We start from the raw sequence: 18766 nt of genomic DNA, 5'->3' as shown, positions 1-18766 counted from the left end.
GATGTCCGGCAGAGCCGCCCCCGAGGGAGCACCCGACAGGCAGTACCGCATCGCCGTCTACTTCGACACCGGCCGGGAGGCCGAGCACATCGAGGCGATCCTCGGAGACCGGACGCACCGCTACCGCGAAGTCATCCTCGCCGAGACCTCCGGGGACCGGATCGCCCGACTTCGCTCGACCGGCTGCCTCGTCGACGTCCGCGCCGATCTCACAGCCCAGCACGGAGCCCGGAGCGAGACCACCGCGACGGACGCGCCACCCGGCAGTGACGGCCCGCAGAGCATGCTGCCCCCGCGCGGCGCCGGCCCGGCCGCCACCACCGACCGAGTCGCACCCGACCCGGAGTTCGTGGCCGACCTCACCGAACGCGCCGCGATCGCGTGCGAACAGGGCGCGGCTGCCCTGGAGGCCGCGGTGCCCCGTCCCGTCCCGTCGGGCGAGCCGGACCACAACACCTACCTGGTACGTCTGTACGGACCGCTGGACCGGGCCCGCCGCGCCGCCCTCGCCGGGATCGGTGCCCGCGTCACCGAATTCCAGCCGCCCGGAACCTACCGCCTCCGCCTCACCCTCGGGCAACGCGACCAGGTCGCCGACCTGCCGTGGGTGATCGCGGTGCGCCCCTGGGGTCTCGCCGACACGGTCACGCAGGCGCTCGACGACGCACTGGACCGGGACACCCCCCGCGCCGCCGGTCCGCACCTGCTCGCCGACGAGGGCGTCGCCGCACCGGACCCCTACCTCGACACCTTCGACGTCCTCGTGCACGATCCCCTCGACCTCGCCACGCTCCGCCCCGTCCTCGACGCCACGCCCGGTGTCGAGGTGCTCTCCGCCGTCGACGTCATGCTGCGCTTTCGCACCGACCTGACCGGAGACCGGCGGCGTGACCTGCTCGCCGTCGTCGCCGCCCGGGACGAAACCCGCCGGGTCGCCTCCTACCGGCCGCCGCTGCTCTACGCCGACCACGCCCGCCGACTCGTCGGCGTGGACCGCATCGGACCGCGGGCCGACGGCGCCGCACCGACGGCCCCGATGCCCTGGACCGGGACGGACGAGATCGTCGGCGTGTTCGACAGCGGCGTCGACGGCACCCACCCCGACCTCGTCGACCGCATCGTCGTGAACGAATCCCCGGTCGGCGGCGAGGCGTTCGACGTCTGCGGTCACGGCACCCACGTGGCCGGCATCATCGCCGGCACCGGTGCGGCGAGCGGGGGCCTGATCGCCGGTGTCGCCCCCGGCGCCCGGCTGGCCGTCTTCCGCGTCTTCGACGAGGACAACCGACTCCACGTGGGCCCCAGCCTGGGCCCGATGCTCACCCGTGCCGTCGACGCGGGAGCGCACATCATCAACCTCAGCTGGGGCAATCCACTGTCGGGCACCTACGACCAGTACTCGCTCGCCGTGGACAAGTTCGTCGCCGAGCATCCCGACGTGCTCGTGATCGTCGCGGCCGGCAACAGCGGCGTCGCCCCCGAGGGAACCCACGAGTTCAACACCTGCGGCACCCCCGCCACCGCCAAGAACGCGCTCACCGTCGGCGCGTGCGACACCGACCGCGACAACGACGGCCTCGCCGATCTGACCTGGGACCGCTTCCGTCAGCCCCAGTTCCCGCTGCCGCCGGCCGGCGGCGAGCACGTGTGCGGCAACCCCGACCTGCCTGCCGCGATCAGCAGCCGAGGCCCCAGCGACTACGGCAGCGTCGTGCCGCACCTGCTCGCCCCGGGCACCTTCGTGCTCTCGGCCCGCAGCAGCAGCACGCAGATGGACCCGCGGCTGCCCTGGCGCGACTGCCCCGACCACGACGGGCACTACATGTACATCGGCGGCACCAGCATGGCCGCCCCCGTCGTCGCCGGCGCCGCCGCCGTCCTGCGGCAGTACCTGCGCGAGGTCCACCGACTGGCATCGCCCTCCGCCGCGCTCATGAAAGCCGTCCTCATCGCCGCGGCACGCCGCCTGCCCTCGCTGCGCACACCTCACACCGCACAGGATCTCGGCTACCCCGACTTCGACCAGGGCTTCGGACGGCTGGACCTGACCACCGTCCTGCCCACCCCCGACGCGCCGGCGGACCGCCGGCTCGTGTGGGCAGACCTGTCCGACTCCGATCCCGGCGCGCTCGAAGCGTTCGCCGACCCGGCGGGCACCCGACACGGCAGCCGCACCTACCGCCTCACCGTGCCGGACGGTCCCCACACCGACGACCTGCGCGTCGTCCTGGCCTGGACCGACCGCCCCGGCAGCGCCGTGCAGAACAACCTCGACCTCGCGGTGACCACACCCGACGGCACCGTGCACGTCGGCAACGAGGAGCACACCTACAACAAGATCCCCGGCTTCGACCGCAGCGCCGTGGCGCAACTCACCGGTCTCCCGCTCGACCGCGCCAACACGGTCGAAGCCGTCCGGATCGGCAACCCGGCGCCCGGCACCTACACGATCAAGGTGCTCGCGCAGAACACGCCCTTCCCCGCACAGGGTTACGCGGTGTGCGCCGCCGGCCCGATCAGCGAAGAGGAGTTGACGACGCCATGAGGATCGCCGCGATCGGCGGCAACGCCCTGCACGCCCCGCCCCACACCCGTACCGCGCTGACGTCCGCCTACGTCCAGGGCGCCGACGTCCTCGTCTTCGACGTCGCCGTGACCGCCGACGGACACGTCGTGCCCGGCTCCGACGGAGGGCTGCCCCGTCAAGCCGGCTCGACGGCCTCCGTCGGCGAACTCACGTTCACCCGGCTCCGCGCGCTCGACCTGGGCGCAACCTTCAAGCCGCGCGGCTCCCCACACTTCCGCTACCGGCCCGAAGGCCACGCGCCCGTGCGCGTCGAAGCACTCGACGACCTCCTCGACGCGCTGCCCGACGAAGTCACCTACGTGGTGCGGGTGAGCACCGGCGGCGCGGACACGGTCGCCGCCGTCATGGGGATCTTCACCCGCCGCGCCGCCACCGCACGCCTCGTCGTCGCCGCCTCCGACCCCGAACTGCTGCGCCACGCGCGTACGCTCGACCTCCACGCGGGCACCGCGCTGACCGGACCCGCGCTGGACGGCCCCGATACCGGCCCCGACCCCGTCCTGCTCGACAAAGCCCTCCAGGACGGGGCTCTCGACCTGGTCCTCGCCGGCCTCGACGACCTGATCGGCCCCGACGGCCGGCCCACCGAGCTCGGCCTCCGGCTCGGCGCGGCCGACCGCTCGGGAGGCGTGCGGCTCGGCGTGCTCGTCCTGCCCCGGGCCGACCCCGGTCCCGACGACCACGCACTCGCCGCCGCGCAGCCGTACACGTGGGCCGTCGGCACCGACTCCACCTTCGACACCGCCGAAGCCCTCCGCCCCGGCACCCGCCTGATCGACGAGACGTTCGCCGGCACCCACGTCGACACCCGCCGCTTCGCGCTCGGCTACGCCAAGGCCAATCCCTACTGCCACGTCTTCCAGGACGACGGCATCCACGTCCGCATCACCCCGTACACGGGCGACCCCCAGCCGCCCCGGCCCGCCGACCCGGTCGAACGCCGCCTCGCCGAGCTGCAGGAACGCACCTGGGACGCCCTCGGCGACTGGCCGTTCTACAGCGGCGGCGGCATCGGCGTGACCCGCGGCCTGCGCGGCGACTTCGCCGCCGAGGTGCGCGTCGACTCGGCCGTGGCGGCCCAGGCCACCATGTGCGAGATGGCGGCCGTCAACGCCGACCCCGGCACGCACCACCCGCCGTACGACGAGGACGGCTCGCCGCGCCTCCCGCGCTCCTTCCGCGACAAGGACGCCTTCTACGACCCCCACGGCGCACCGCCGTTCGTCGGTGCCGAACACGACGAGGACGACGGTTACCGGATCAACTGGAACCTGGGCACGCTCTACGACACCAACCAGTACGGGCCGCCCGTCGGCGACGGCCGTGTGCTCGCGGCCCGGCTGCGGCTGGAACGGCGCGGCGCCTACTTCGCCGCGTACACCCGCAACGACGTCGACGCCCACGACTGGGTGTGCGTCGGGACGGTGCGCAACGACTCGATGAACGAGACCGTGCACCTGCGGTGCTCCGGGAAGCGGTGGCGCCAGGAGGACGCGGCCGATCCGACGCACTACGTGCCGATGCAGGCCAACGAGTTCGTCTTCCGGGACCTGCGGATCACCTGCTACTTCTGAGCACGCCGCACGCCGCACGCCGGTGCCCGAGCGGGTGAAATCGGCGCCGCAGGCGGGTGCCACCCGTACGGCCGATGCACCGGGCGGTGGCACCCGTCGATCATGGATGGCATCGTCCGCGCGCAGTCCGCACGCGTTCTCGGAGGAGCAGCCATGCCAGCGCCCGACGCAGCACCGGAGCAGCCGACGCAGGAGGACGCACCCGGCCGCGCACCGGCCGGCGCAGGCGGTCCCCCCTCGCCGCCGGACGTCCGCCCGCTCATCGGCCGCGACGAACCGCTGCGCGTGCTGGTCCGCGCCGTGGAGGCCACCATCCGAGGTGCCCCCGGGTTCGTCGAGATCCTCGGCGAACCCGGCATCGGCAAGAGCCGGCTGCTCGGCGAACTCGAGACCTCGGCCCGGGCCCGTGGCCTCGCGGTGCTCTCCGGCCGGGCCGCCGAGTTCCAGCACGAGGTGCCGCTCGCGGTCGTGGTGGACGCCCTCGACGACCACCTGAGGACCCGAGCGACCCGGCTGCGCGGCAAGCTTCCCGGACCGGTCCTCGACCAGCTCGCCAAGATCTTTCCCGCCCTCGAAGCCGCCGTCGACGCGGTGCCGGGGGCGGACCCGGTGCCCGCCGACCGGTACCGGGGATTCAGCGCCGTACGAGACCTGCTCGACGCGCTGGCCGCACCGTCCGGGCTGCTCGTCGTCCTCGACGACGTGCACTGGGCCGACGAGGCGTCGGTCGAACTCGTCGACCACCTGCTGCGCCACCCGCCGTACGGACGCGTCCTGATCGCCATGGCCTACCGCACCGCACAGGTCCCGCCCCGACTCGCGGCCGCGCTCCACCGCGCCGGCACCTCGTGCACGTCGGACCCGGGCACCGGCCGGGGCCCCGTACGCCTCCACCGGATCGTCGTCCGGCCCTTCGACGCCCGCGAGGTCGAGGAGTTCCTGAGCGCCCTCACGCCGGACGTCCCCGACGACCGGACCGTGGCGGCCGGCGCGGGCGTCGTCGGGGACTCGGGTGCGGGCGGTGTACAGGGGCCGATGCCGTGTCCCGCCCGGTCCCGCAGGCTCCACGCCGCCAGCCGGGGCAACCCCTTCTACCTGGAAGCCCTCGTCCGCGGCGACCCCGGGACCGGCAGCACCGACCCCGATCCCGAGCGCTCCGACCCGGCCGCCGTGCCCTCGCCCGTACGGGTGGCCCTCGCGGCCGAACTCGATGCCCTGCCCGCCGACGCCCTGCTCGTCGCCCGCGCGGCGGCCGTCGTCGGCGACGATTTCGACCCCGGCCAGGTCGCCGTCGCCGCGCGCATCTCCCGCGTCCGCACCCTCGACGCCCTGGACGAACTCGCCGCGCGCGACGTGGTCCGCGTGGCCGCCGGAACGGGCCGATTCAGCTTCCGGCACCCTCTGGTCCGGCACGTCGCCTACTCCTCTGCCGCGGCCGGCTGGCGGATCGAGGCCCACGCCGCGACCGCGGCACACCTCGCCGGCATGGGCGCCCCGGCGACCGCCCGCGCCTACCACCTCGCCCGGTCGGCGGGCTTCGGCGACCGCGAGGCCGCAGCGGTGCTCGCCGAAGCCGCCCGCAGCGTCGCCGACCGGGCGCCGGCGACCGCCGCGCACTGGCTCCGGGCGGCCCTGCGGCTGCTGCCCGAGGACGTCCCGGAGACGGTCGGTCTGCTCACCGACCTGGCCCGCGCGCAAAGCGTGAGCGGGCGTCTGCGGGCGGGACGCGACACGGCGATGCGCGTCCTCGAACTACTGCCCCAGGACGACCTGGCGGCCCGGGCGCCCCTCGTCCGGCTGGTCGCGATGATGGAGCGGCTCCTCGGCCGCACCACGCGGAGCCGTGCCGTCGTGCTCGCCGAACTCGACCGCGCCGGCGGCCGTTTCGTGGCCGCACAACTGCCGCTGTGGCTGCGGCTCGCCGCCGAGAACATGCTGCGCGGCGAGCACACGGAGGCGACCCGCGTGCTCGACTCCGTGCTGGCCGACCCCGCGTCCGTCACGGCCCCGGGCCTGATCGCGGCGGTCGCGGCGATGCGTCCCATGGCCGCCTACGCCCAGGGGCGGTACGGCACCGCGACCCGCCAGAGCCGGCGCGCGGCCGCGCTCGTCGACGCGACCGCCGACGTGGACCTCGTGCCCTGGCTCGACTCGTTCGCGTGGCTGTGCTGGGCGGAACTGATCGCCGATCGGGGCCCGGTCGCCGCACCGCACTTCCAGCGCGCGCTGGACCTGGCCCGGGCCAGCGGGCAGAGCTACATCGAGACCACCCTGCTCGCCGGGCAGGCGTGGAACCTCGGCCGGCTCGGCCGACCCCGAGCGGGCCTCGCCGCGGCCGAGGAGTGCGTGGAGATCTCCCGCCTCCTGGGCTGCCGCCAGCCCCTGGTCCTGGGCCTGTCCGTACAGTCGATACTCACCGGCTGGGTCGGCGAACCCGCCGGGGCGCTGCGCAAGGCCGAGGAAGCCGTCGCCGCGGCCGGACACGACGGCGAATGGGCGGGAACCTTCGCGCACGCCGTGTACGCGGTCGCCCTGCTCGACGCCGGACGGGTCGACACGGGCACCGCCGAGGCCGCTGTCATCTGCGGCAACGAGGACGACACCGTCCTCGACCCGTGCAGCCGCCTCATGTGCTGCGAGGCGGCGGCGCGGGCCGAAGCCCTGCGCGGCCGGCCTCGCGCCGCCCGCTGCTGGGCCGACCGGGCCGCGCGGCTCGCGGCGGGCACCGAGCCCGGAGCGGCGGCGGCGGGCGTCGGAGAGGCCACCGCCCTGCTCGCGCACGCCCACGCCCTCGGCACCGGCGAGCCCGCGTCCGCCGCCGACGCGGCCGATCGCGCGGGTGAGATCCTGCTCGCCTCGGGGACGATGATCGAGGCCGGCCGGGCCCTGCTCACCGCCGGTACCGCGCACGCAGCCGCGGGCCGCCGGCACGAAGCCCTCGACCGACTCGCCCACGCCGCCCGCCTGTTCGAGGACGCGGGGGCCCACGGCCTCCTCGGCCGAACCGTCCGCGAACAACGCCGCCTGGGCGCACGCGTGCCGCACCCGGGCGCCACCGGAGCACGTGCGGGCCGCCCCTACGACCTGTCCCAACGCGAACTCGACGTCGTCCGCCGGGTGGTGGCGGGCCACACCAACCAGGCCATCGCCGAGGAGCTCCACCTCAGCGTCCGTACGGTCGAGACCCACCTGTCCCACGTCTTCGCCAAACTCGGCGTCGGTTCCCGCGTGGCGGTGATCACCACGCTGACCGGCCTGTTGCCACCCGAGCAACACTGACCCCGCACCCGGCCCTGGGGTCTGCCGGAGAAGGACCCCTTGATCTGCCCGGGCTGTCCAGGCTCCGGGATGAGGGGGTGACGGAGGTTGCACCCCGAGCGCGGACATCGGGTTTCATGGGCGGACATCGGGTTTCATGGAGCGAGGTCGAGCGGCTGCGGTCCGGTGATCGTTGCGGCTTCGCCGGCCGTGAGCGGGGGCCGGGTGCGTCATGATCCTTCATCGGGCCGCGGGCAGGACAGGGCTCGTGACAGACTTCCGGTCCTTGCTTCCCGGCCGCTCGGGGCGGGAGCACGACAGGAGGACGAGACGTGGCACTCTTCGGCAACGCGCACAAGGTGGACCCGGCGGCGGCTCAGCAGGAGTTCGCCAAGCTGTTCGGGAACGGCGAGCAGGTGCACGCCGCGTACCAGCTGATCCGCGACACGTTCATGTTCACCGACCGCCGGCTGATCCTGATCGACAAGCAGGGCATAACCGGCAAGAAGACCGAGTACCACTCGATCCCCTACAAGAGCATCACGCACTTCGCGGTCGAGACGGCCGGCAACTTCGACCTCGACGCCGAACTGAAGATCTGGGTGTCCGGCAATCCGCTGCCGATCCAGAAGACCTTCACCAAGGGCGTCGACATCTACGAGGTGCAGGCCATCCTGACCCAGTACGTGACCGTGAAGTAGTCCGCCGGGCCGCCCGGGCCCGGTCGGTCGCGCTGCAGCCGGCGAGGCGGTGCTGACGTCGCGCGGTCCTGCCGCTCCGGGGCCGGGGCCGGGGTCCGGCCGGGTCGGGGGCGTCGGAGCGGGCCCGGGGCCGGACAACCGGCGGAAGGCTCCTGACCCGGCCTGGTGGCGCTGCGCCGGCTGCCGGATGTCCGGCGGCCTTCACGCCCGGGGCCTCGACCTGATGCGCGAGGAGGCCGCCGGCATGTGCTGTCAGCCGACGCTCGGGGGCGCGGGTTCCCAGGGCCGGACCCAGGGGTCGGGCCATGCCTCGGCTGCGGCGAGCAGCGGGTCGAAGGTTGCGCCGTCAATGCCCTCGCGGATGACGTCGGCGTGACCGCCGTGCCGTGCGGTCTCCTGGATCAGGTGCAGCAGGACCCAGCGGATCGACCATTCCTTGACCTCCGCGGGAATCCACGGAGCACCCTGCGGCACCGGAACGGCCTGCCCGAGGTCCGGAATGCTGCTGATCACCGCGTCGGTCCGCTCGGCCGCCGCTGCGTGCGCGGCCAGGACCTCGGCCAGGGTCTCGTCCGGGGCGAGCTGGAATTCGTCCGTGTCGGACTCGTCCGTCTCTCGCTGCGTCCCGCCCCGCTGAAGGATGAGGTCGGTCCAGAAGCCCTCGCACCGTGCGGCGTGCTTGATGAGGCCGCCGATGCTCAGTTCGCTGGGAGAGGCCGCCATGCGGGCCTGCTCCTCGGTCAGGCCGTAAGCAGTGACCCGCAGCGCGCGCCGCTGGTGGGCGAGGTAGGCGGTCAGTGCTGTGCGCTCGTCGGTGACGGGCGGGACGACTCTCGGCATGGCTGAACCCTCTCGCGGTGCAAATCCTTGCAGCAAGTTTCAGTCAGACTCTACTGTCGCTTCCCGGCCGACGTACACCGGTCCGATCGGCCCGATCCCCAGCCTTCGGTACCGGCTTGCCGGTCGCGCCGCCGACGGGCGATGCGACCGGGCCGGAAGCCGCCAACTGCCGTGCACGTGACGCTCGCATGGTCGCGTGACGCCCGTGTGGTACCCGCGTGGTGCTGCAGGGCGCGATGCGCGCCGGGCGTTCCGACTGTCAGCAGGTGGCATTCAGCCGCAGTACACGCTGTCTCAACGTTGCGTCGCCAGAGTTCCGCCTCGTGCCTATCTCACACCCGCGTTCCGGCGTTGCCACTGCGTGCGCCGCCGCTCTGACGTTTTCAGGACTGGCCGTCACCGGGATCGTCGCCGCGCAGCCCGCGGCTGCCGCGGACCCGGCCGGCTACCAGAACATCCGGATCAACGAGGTCACCTCGTCGAACAACGACACCGTCGAGCTGTTCAACAGCGGCTCGACGCCGGTGAGCATCAGCGGCTGGAAGATGTCCGACGACAGCTTCTCGCCGCAGTCCTTCAGCCCGTCCTCCTCCACGATCGCGGCCGGTGGCTTCGTCACCTTCAACTCGCCCAAGGGGCTGGGTGACTCGGACAAGGTGGTCATCTACACGGCCGACGGCACGGTGGTCGACCGCACCGAGTGGGCGACCGACAACGCCAAGCCGGCGATGGCGCGCTGCGGCGGCGACGGCACCGGGGCGTGGGTGACCACGACCGTGGCGACCACCTTCGGCTCCGCGAACGCCTCGGGCTGCCCGTCGTCGCTCCCGGCGGCCGGCCGGGTGCGGATCAACGAGGTCACCTCCAACGGTTCGGACACCGTGGAGCTGTACAACGGCGGCACGAGCGCGGTCGGCATCGGGTCGTGGAAGTACGTCGACAACGACACCAGCCACTCCCCGGTCTCGGTCTCGTCCTCCTCGCCGAGCGCGACCAGCATCCCCGCGGGCGGCTACGTCACGTTCAACTCCACCCTCGGTCTGGGCGACAACGACTCGCTCCTCCTGCTCGACGGCAACGGCAACACCGTCGACTCGGTGACCTGGGCCACCGACGCGGCCAAGCCGTCGGACGAGCGCTGCCCCAGCGGCACCGGCTGGTTCCGGACCTCCGTGACCGCGACGCTCGGTAGTGCGAACTCCTGCTCGGGCAGCGGTGGTGGCGGCGGCGGCCAGACCGGCCAGCTGCTGGGCGGCGGCGGATCGCTCACCAGCGGCTGCACCCCCGAGGCGCCCTCCGGCACGGGTTCCACCCCGGCGGGCACCCTGGCGTGGCCGGGCGGGCTGGACGTCACGATCGCCGACAACGTCTGCGCCTTCATCACGTCCACCGGCCCCGAGGGCCGGGACGTGAGCGGCCTGGCGTTCGATCCGGCGAACCCGTCGGTGCTGTGGGCCGCCAAGAACAAGAACTGGCTGTACAAGCTGGTCAAGAGCAACGGCAAGTGGATCCCGGACTCGACGTGGGGCGCGGCCGGCAAGCAGATCCGCTTCGCGGGCGGCTCCGGCCAGCCGGACTCCGAGGGCCTGACGGTCGGCGGCAACGGCCACGTCTACGTGACCTCCGAGCGTGACAACGCCAACAACACGGCCCCCAAGGACACGGTCATGGAGTTCGACCCGGCCGCGACCGGATCGACGCTCACGCCGCTCCACCAGTGGGACATGACCTCGCAGTTCCCGCAGCTCGACACCGGCAGCAAGGACGACGCCAACCTGGGCTTCGAGGGCCTCGGCTACGTGCCGGACAGCTGGCTGACCGCCAACGGCTGGGTCGACCCGCTCACCGGCGCCGCCTACAACCCGGCGAACTACCCGCTGCACGGCTCGGGCCTGTACTTCGCCGGCCTGGAGTGGGACGGCACACTGCACGTCTACGGCCTGAACTCCGACGGCACGTTCACCACGTTCGGCACGATCGCGACCGGCAAGGCCTCCGTGACGGACGTGACGTTCGACGCCGGAACCCAGCGCATCGTCGCGAGCTGCGACAACACCTGCGGCGAGACGCACACCCTCATGAAGGTCAACACCGGCGGCGCGATCGTGCCGGACGTGACCTACACGAAGCCGGCCGTCATGCCGGCCGACAACCTGGAGGGCTTCGCCATCGCCCCGACCTCGACCTGCGTCAACGGCTTCCGCGAGGCGGTCTGGAGCGACGACGGCATCTACGGCCTCGGCTCCGGCAGCTCCTCCTACGGACACGCCCTCTACAGCGGCACCTTCCCCTGCTGATACTGCCCAGCCACGGCACAGGGCCCACTCCTGGCGCCGCCTCCGAGGTGAGGCGGCGCCAGGGTCCGGTGAGGTCCCGGCCGTACGCATCGACGAACCCCCTGGCCGGCCTCCCGCGAGGCATCGGAACCGGGCCGGGCCTGCCCGAAGCCCGAGGCGCGCCTGCCGGCACCGTCACCGGGCGCGTCACCGCGGGCCTGGTGACGGGGCACGCCCGGCCGGCCGGTCATCAGCAGATACGCCAATCCGGCGGCCGGGCTGCTCACCTTCGAACACGGGTCTCCTGGGGCCCTGACCCTGTGGCCGGTGCGGGCTCGCCGGGGGAGTGCCGATCGCTCTCCTGACGGTCCGGGAGTCCGCCCTGAACTCGATCAGCGAGGCGTTCGACCACCACGGACTGCCCCCGGACCTTGTCGAACCGCTGACCCCCGCCATGCCGGCGACGGAACGCGAACTCCCTGAGCACGCCGTCCATGTGCTCGGCGCCACGCGTGACCCGCGGGCCGGCCGCTGATCGGGCCCTTCCTCCACCACCCCGACCCGGACGTGCGCGCGGAAGCCCGCTTCGCGGCAGCCGAGATCACCGCAGCCGCCCCCGAAGGCCGCATGCACAGCTCCTGACTACTGCTTCTCGCCCCGTGGGGTCCGGTCGTACGCGAGAGCCCGCTCGATCAGCGCGCGCAGTTCCTCGTCCTGGAGGATCGTCGAGTATCCCTCGTCCCCGGACAGGCGACGGTCCGACTGCTGCGCCGTCAGGAGCGCTACCCGAGCCGCGGGGCTGATTCCACCGATGCGGATCAGGGCTTCGAGCGCGTCCCGGAAGAAGCCGAAGCCGTCACCACCGTCGGCGATCAGCAGCACGAACTCTTCCAGGACCTGCCTGCTCGGCTCGGCCAGGCCCGTGATCGACCAGAGCGTGACAGCCGCATCCAGCCGCGGCCAGTGGGTGCTGTTCTCCATGGCGAGCCGCACTTGGTCCGCGTACGGCGCCGCATCGAGGCCGAAACCGGCCAAGGCACCGACCGACCCGCACCAGGAGTCTTCCTCCGCCATGACCGCGTCGCCGAAGAACCGTAGCGCCGCCTCGCGGTCCGCGCTGATGTGGGCCGAGGTCCGGGCCACGACCCCATGGTTGTAAGGGGAATCCAGCAGTCGGACGGTGGGCAGGGCGGGCTCGGCCGATGCGGCGGCCGGGCCCAGCGCCCGAAGCACGGCGATCACGTGACCTGAGGTCCAGGTGTCGGTGAGCAGCGGCAGGAGGTCGGGCAGGGCCGGCAGAGCGTCCCCGCCCCATGCCTCCAGCACCTCGATGAACGCGCGGGTCGCACCGCCCCGTGCGCCGCCCTGTCGGATCGTCTCGCGGACAGCGGGCAGCAGGACGTCCGCGTGTGCGCGCAGTGGGATCAGCACGTCCTTGACCTCGGGCCGCCTCGGCTCGTCGTAGGCGTAGCTGCGGTCCTGCTCCTCCTGGGCGCGGAGCTGGGCGATGAGGCCGGGCAGTGCCCGCAGGTCGCCGACGCGGGTCAGTGCCCAGCGGGCGAACTCGCCGACCGTCCCGTCGAGCAGCTCGTCCGCCCCGGGATCGTCGAGCAGGGCGGCGAGCCGGTCGGCGTACGGTGCCGACACCGGGCCGAGAGCTGCGAGGATGTTCACCGCCCGCAGCCGGACGGCGCCGTCGGGATGGTGCAGCAGTCCGCCTGCCAGCGGCAGCAGAGCGGCCTCCACGGACCGCCGCTCGGTAAGGAGCCGCCACGCCAGGTCCAGTGCCTCCCGGCACAGCGGGGTGTCCCCTGTGCGCTGCGCCGACTCGACCAGCCGGCGGGCGAAGGAGAGTTGCGCGTCGGGGTCGTGTCCGAGCAGGAAGCCCGTCAAACGGACGAGGTTTTCGCGGGTCAAGGTGCCGCCGTAGGCCGGGGTGTGCCAGGTCTCCTCGAAACGCGGGCACAGTGCGGGATCGCAGAACACCTCGATCAGTTGGTCCAGCTGCCGGACGAGCAGCTCCGGGTCGAGTTTCGCCGACGCGTGCACGGCCGCTACCCACAGCACCGGATCGTCCCCGTCCAGCGCAGCAGCCAGAACCGCTCGTGCCTCCTCGGCCCCATGGTCCTCAGGGTCTGCCGCTACGGCATCGCCGAGTGCGAGCAGCAGCGGGAGCCGTACCGTCGGGTCGGTCTCCACCCGGCATCGTTCCAGCAGCAGGGGGACGTCACCGGTGAGCAGGATCGCTGCCCGCCGCACTGCCGGGTCCGGATCCGCGAGCAGGGCCCACGCGTCCGTCCAGTTTTCGCCAGCCAGGGCCGGTGCCCGCATGATCGCCAATATCCTGATCAGGGAGACCCGCGCGCCCATGGCGGGGTCGGCGGCAAGCGCGATGATGAACGGCAGAGCGGCCGCCGCAGCCGACGGTGTCTGGCCCTCGATCATGGTCACAAGACAGTAGAGCGGATCACAATCCTTCTCCGTCGCCTCCGCGCCTGCGAGGGCGAGCCGGCGAAGTGCCCGGGACACGTCCGCCGCCGGGTCGGGGGAAAGGTTCGTCTCCAGCCCGTCCCACGCCACAGCGTCCAGTTCCTCCAGCGAGAACCTTGTCACCGTCATCCTGTCCACCACCACCACCACGTCGTCCCGCCCGTCACCGGCCGTCATCGTCCACGAAAACCGCCGTCCTGTCGCCCGAAATCTGCTGCTCCTGACGCTGTGTCGATGCTTCCTGAAGACTGGTTCCGAATCACTTTCCGGGCTCTGTCGCCGATCGAGGGGGCCGTGCCGACCATGAACGGGTGGTGGGCACGACCTGGGCGGGCGGGCGGGCGGCGGGCGGCGGGCGTTCGCCGAGCAGATCCAGGATCTGACGTCCCGGCACGCGCGCCGCACGACCGCCCTCACCACGCAGCTCACCGCGAAGGCCGTGACGCCCAGCACCACCGGCCGCTGTTCCGTCGCCTCGGCGCCGATGCCCGTCACCCGGACACCGACGGCGACTCCGCCGATCACGGAGCCGTCACTGTCCCTGATCGGCATGAAGGTGCGCATCGCGGCATGGCTCCCCACCTCGTTGCGCCCGGTGACCGTACGCCCGGGCCGTAGGGCGTCCAGGCCCGGGGCATAGGGGATGCGCGTGCCGATCAGGTTCGGGTCGGCCTGCGTGTAGCGGATGCCCTGCTTGTCGACGATGACGACGAAGTCGAGCCGCCTCCGGATCCTGGCCGTCGGCCCGTTGCCGCCTGCCCGTACACCGTGTCCCTCGTTCCCGGGCGGTGTTCGGGGAAGATCCCGTTTCCCCGGGTGCAGGCCTTCTACGCTGTGGCCATGACTCTGACGCGACGTGCACGGCTGGTGACCCGGTCCGTCCTGCTGGGTGCGGCTGCGGCCTGTCTGGCCCTGGGGGCGTCGACTGCTCCTGCTCAGGCCGAGGACGCATCATCGGGCCCGGGCCCGTACCACCTCTGCGGGTCGGTTCTCTGGGATGTCCTGGCCGGGGTGACCGCGGCGCACTGCCTGGACGGTCTGCCTCCTCGTTAGGGGGCTGGTGCGACTGCGGAGAAGGGACGACGATCCCGGACCGGTGCAGGTCAGAGGCCGTCGCGGTCGGCGGGGGTGGAGACGGTACGCGTCGTGGTGACCGTCAGGGGGAGGCCGGCGGTGAGCAGGCCCAGGCGGGCGGTGAAAGGGAAAGCTCTGCCGGCCCCGCGTGCCCGGCCCCGCGTGCCCGGCCCCGGGCGTACCGGGGGTGCTGCACACCCGCGCCCTGTTCAGGGCCAGGGCGGAGTGGGAGAGCCGTCCGGGTCCAGTCCGTACGGAAGCCACCTCTGCCGATACGAACGAAGGTGGCCGGCGTCGGCGGCCTGCCGGTAGAGCGCGTCGGCTCCGTCCCGGTCCCCGGCTTCCTCCCGCATCTGCGCCAGGGTGATCAGCGCGTCGGTGCGCCCGGCTTCGACGGCCTGTCGGTAGAGCGCTTCGGCTCCGTCGAGGTCCCCGGCCTCCTTCCGTATCGATGCCAGGTCGGCCAGGGCATCGGTGCGGCCGGTGTCGGCGGCTCGGTGGGCGAGGGCTTCGGCGCTGTCGCGGTCCCCGGCCCGCTCCCGCATCGATGCCAGGACGATCAGGGCGTTGGCGTGGCCGGCGTCGGCGGCCCGGCGGGCGAGGGCTTCGGCGCTGTCGCGGTCCCCGGCCCGCTCCCGATCCTCCGTCAGGTAAATCAGGGCCGGGGCGTGGCCGGTTGCTGCGGCCCGGTGGGCGAGGGCCTCGGCGCCTTCGTGGTCCCCGGCCCGCTCCCGCATCCGTGCGAGTCTGGTCAGGGCTGGGGTGTGGCCGGTGTCGGCGGCCCGGCGGTAGAACGTTTCGGCGCCCTCATGGTCCCCGGCCAGCTCCCGCATCCGTGCCAGCCTGGTCAGGGCAGGGCCGTGGCCGGTGTCGGCGGCCCGCTGGTAGAGCGCTTCGGCGCCGTTCCGGTCCCCGGCTTGCTCCCGTATCTCCGCCAGATGGGCCAGGACACGAGGATCGGCGGCCCGGTGAGCGAGGGCTTCGGCTCCGTCGAGGTCCCCGGCCCGCTCCCGCATCGATGCCAGGACGATCAGGGCGTCGGTGTGGCCGGTGTCGGCGGCTCGGTGGGCGAGGGCTTCGGCGCTGTCGCGGTCCCCAGCCAACTCCCGCATTCGCGCCAGGTCGGTCAGGGAAATGGTGTGGCCCGCGTCGGCGGCCTGCCGGTAGAGCGCTTCGGCACCGTCTCGGTCCCCGGCTTGCTCCCGTATCTCCGCCAGATGGGCCAGGACATGGGGATCGCGGGTGGCGGTAATCCGATGGGCGAGGGCTTCGGCGCCGTCCCGGTCACTGGCACGCTCCCATATCTGTGTCAGGTCGGTCAGGGCATTGGTGTGGCCTGCGTCGGCGGCCTGCCAGTAGAGCGCTTCGGCTCCGTCGAGGTCCCCGGCCCGCTCCCGCATCGATGCCAGGTAGGCCAGGGCATTGGTGTGGCCGGCGTCGGCGGCTCGGTGGGCGAGGGCTTCGGCGCTGTCGCGGTCCCCTGCCTTCTCCCGCATCCGTGCCAGGTCGGTCAGGGCGGTGGTGTGGCCGCTGTCGGCGGCCCGCCGGTAGAGCGTCTCGGCGCCGTCGAGGTCTCCGGCTTCCTCGCGCATCCGTGCCAGGTCGGTCAGGGCGGTGGCGTGGCCGGCGTCGGCGGCCCGGTGCCGGAGGTGGTGGGCCCACTGCAGGCGATGCCTGGCCTCGGCGGAGTCGGCGAGGTTGTCGAGGTCGTCGGGGCGGGTGAGATGGGTGTGGGCGGCGTGCCAGAAGGACGCGGGAGGGCACAGCAGCCTGCGGGTGGTCCGGCCGTGCTGTTCCAGGTAGTCCGCAAGACGGAACACCGGTCCCACTGCCCGGTTCGACGGTGCAGCCGGTGCCGGAACGCCGGGCCGGCGGCGTGCGGGGCGCAAGGTGGTGCGGCGCAGCGGGCTCTGCTTGCCGTGGACGGGACGGGCGAGGTCGGCGTAGGCGGCTTCGGCCCAGTCGTCGGTGAGCTGGTCCCAGTCGTGGTCGGTGAGGTAGTCGGTGGCGGCGTCGGTGAGGAAGGCCTGCGGGAGGTGGAGGCCGACACCGAGGCGGCGGGCGTCCATCGCGGCCTGCAGCAGCGCCCGCACGGCGGGGCTGCCGTCTTCGTAGCGGCGCAGGAGTTCCGGGGCACCGGCGAGGTCCTGGGCAAGACGTCCGTGGGAGCGGACCCGCCCCAGGGCGCCGGCCAGGACCCGGTCCCCGCCCCGCGCGAGCACCTCCACGGCGCCGAGCGCGTCCTGGTCGAAGCTGCCGGGAACGGTGAGGGTGCGTCCGGCCAGCAGCTCACGGACCCGGCTGTGCGGGTCCGGGGCGTCGGGGTCAGGCGGGGCCGTGTACCGGCCGGCGTACTCCGGCCACAGCGTGCCCAGAACCAGCACCGGCCCGCACCCGGGGCGGGTGAGCAGGGCGTGAAGGGCGGCGGCGACGCGCTCACCGGCCTGCGGATCACCGAGGTAGTGCTGCGCCTCGTTGAGCCACACCACCGTGCGCGGCGCGACCCGTTCGAGGTCGGCGAGCGCGGCCTCGGCCCTCGTCGGGTCGTAGGGATGCCACAGCCGCCACCCCTCGGCGGCGAGCGGCTGCACGGCCTCCCAGCACGCCCGGGTCTTGCCCGTCGACGACGAGCCGACCAGCACCACCATCCGGCTGCGCCCCTCGGCGGCCTCGCGTACGGCGCAGGCCAGGGCCCGGTCATGGGCGCGCTCCACATAGCCGGGCAGCACCCGCTCGGACCGGCCAGGACTGTTGAGGGCGACGGTGGCTCCGGCCGGGTGGACCTCCAGATCGTACGGATCCCACTCCGCGATCGGCCTGCCCGGCTCCTCGCCCCGCACCGGCACCGGACCGCTCTCCCCGGCCGCCTCACGCCGCAGCTCCAGCAACGGGCCGTCCGGCAGCCGCAGCACGCGGGCCAGGGCCACGACCGTGTCCGCCGACGGCACCGGCCCACCGGACTGGAACGCGACCTGGACGGTGGTGCGGCCCAGCTTCGCCCGGGCGGCGAACTCGGTCATGTTCAGCCCCGCGCGGGCCCGGCCATCGTCCAGCCGCCTGCGCAGCTCGGCCAGCGCCGCCCGCCGCCCGCCGTGCCCCTCGTCCCGCATCCGCCCCTGCCCTTGCCCCGCTCCCGCGTGTTCGCCGGTGTTCATCTTCCTCCGGCCGAACCACGGCGAACACCGCATCCGGAATCTTCGGTCACGTCAACACCCCACCCCCTCCAGGGAGAACACCGTGACCCACCTCGCCACCGTCCTGCTCACCACCGCCCTTGCCATCGTCTTCGCCCTCCTGACCGCCACCGCCGCAGGCGTCCTCGCCCGCCTCGACGGCGCCACCCACCCCACCGCCCTGCTGCGCGCCGCCACCGCTTTCGCCGCCACTCTCACCCTCGCCGCCGCTCTTGCCGGCGCACTCGCCCAGTTCCTCACCTGAACGGCCCCGGATCCCGCCGGGCCTACCACGCCCGACGGCACCGACCCCGAATGCCGGGAGGCCGTCACCCGCGGGTGACGGCCTCCGGTGCTTTCTCAGGGCCCGAGCAACGTACCGCCGGGCCCACCGCACCGCCCGGCCCTGGCCGCTGTGCGGTCCGGCGCCGACCGGGCTCCGGTTCGGGTCTGAGCCGCCAGACCTGCGCGAAGCGGTCCGTGCGGGGCGCCGTCGGCTTCGCTTCCAGGTCTGGCCACCCGGCGTTCTTGGCCCGCGATCCGGTGGCCGAACTGCTCCGGCGCGGCCCGCCGTGCAGCCCGTGCCGTGTCCCGCGGGCGGTGGTTTTCGTCGTCGGTGGGTCCGTGCTCCCGTGGGCGTGTCGTGGACCCCGCCCGGGGGTGCCGGGTGCGGAAACGGGTCGAGGGGGCCCGGCGGCGGTGTACGCCTGCCGGGCCCCCTCGGGCGCCCCTGGTGGTCCCTGTCCGGCCACCGGGGCGGTGGGGAGGAGCGGCTCGCGCCGGGCAGGGGGTG

At 73.3% G+C, this 18766-nt stretch carries 10 protein-coding genes; 7 read left to right on the top strand and 3 right to left on the bottom strand.

Translation table 11 applies throughout. The features are described from left to right. Window position 1 precedes the first annotated feature (1 nt). The 4 genes from SNE206_RS34000 (at window position 2) to SNE206_RS33985 (ending at window position 8120) form a co-directional block, all read left to right on the top strand. Window positions 2–2545 (top strand): S8 family serine peptidase, encoded by a 2544-nt coding sequence (locus tag SNE206_RS34000; protein ID WP_407917414.1) that lies wholly within the window; start codon window positions 2–4, stop codon window positions 2543–2545. Then, entirely contained in the window at window positions 2542–4161 is a 1620-nt protein-coding gene (locus SNE206_RS33995; RefSeq protein WP_407917413.1) for a glycerophosphodiester phosphodiesterase family protein, read from the top strand. The genes SNE206_RS34000 and SNE206_RS33995 overlap by 4 nt, the downstream gene beginning before the upstream one ends. A gap of 153 nt (window positions 4162–4314) precedes the next feature. Next, the gene (locus SNE206_RS33990; protein WP_407917412.1) at window positions 4315–7440 is read left to right on the top strand and encodes an AAA family ATPase; all 3126 of its coding nucleotides are present in this window, start codon (window positions 4315–4317) and stop codon (window positions 7438–7440) included. Between the two features lie 311 nt (window positions 7441–7751). Further along, entirely contained in the window at window positions 7752–8120 is a 369-nt protein-coding gene (locus SNE206_RS33985) for a PH domain-containing protein (protein ID WP_407917411.1), read from the top strand. A gap of 252 nt (window positions 8121–8372) precedes the next feature. On the opposite strand, the gene SNE206_RS33980 is transcribed toward SNE206_RS33985, so the two are convergent. Then, a complete protein-coding gene (locus tag SNE206_RS33980; RefSeq protein ID WP_407917410.1) occupies window positions 8373–8960 on the bottom strand; it encodes a DinB family protein in 588 nt (195 codons plus the stop codon). 323 nt (window positions 8961–9283) lie between these two features. Here SNE206_RS33980 and SNE206_RS33975 point away from each other — a divergent pair, with 323 nt between their 5' ends. After that, window positions 9284–11257, top strand: a complete 1974-nt coding sequence (locus tag SNE206_RS33975) for a lamin tail domain-containing protein (RefSeq protein WP_407917409.1) — start codon at window positions 9284–9286, stop codon at window positions 11255–11257. 325 nt (window positions 11258–11582) lie between these two features. Further along, entirely contained in the window at window positions 11583–11771 is a 189-nt protein-coding gene (locus SNE206_RS33970) for a hypothetical protein (RefSeq protein ID WP_407917408.1), read from the top strand. Between the two features lie 107 nt (window positions 11772–11878). Here SNE206_RS33970 and SNE206_RS33965 read toward each other — a convergent pair whose 3' ends face one another. Together SNE206_RS33965 and SNE206_RS33960 are read right to left on the bottom strand one after the other, a co-directional pair. Further along, window positions 11879–14458 carry a hypothetical protein gene (locus tag SNE206_RS33965; protein WP_407917456.1) on the bottom strand — a complete coding sequence of 860 codons (2580 nt, stop codon included), beginning with the start codon at window positions 14456–14458 and terminating at the stop codon, window positions 11879–11881. A 551-nt stretch (window positions 14459–15009) separates the two neighbouring features. Further along, window positions 15010–17910 (bottom strand): hypothetical protein, encoded by a 2901-nt coding sequence (locus tag SNE206_RS33960; RefSeq protein WP_407917407.1) that lies wholly within the window; start codon window positions 17908–17910, stop codon window positions 15010–15012. Between the two features lie 127 nt (window positions 17911–18037). On the opposite strand from SNE206_RS33960, the gene SNE206_RS33955 reads away from it, so the two are divergent. Next, window positions 18038–18238, top strand: a complete 201-nt coding sequence (locus SNE206_RS33955; protein ID WP_407917406.1) for a hypothetical protein — start codon at window positions 18038–18040, stop codon at window positions 18236–18238. Window positions 18239–18766: the final 528 nt, after the last annotated feature.

The sequence above is a fragment of the Kitasatospora sp. NE20-6 genome, from assembly GCF_045862635.1.
The sequence above is the reverse complement of the archived record's forward strand: the minus strand, read 5'-3'. Positions and strand labels throughout refer to the sequence as shown.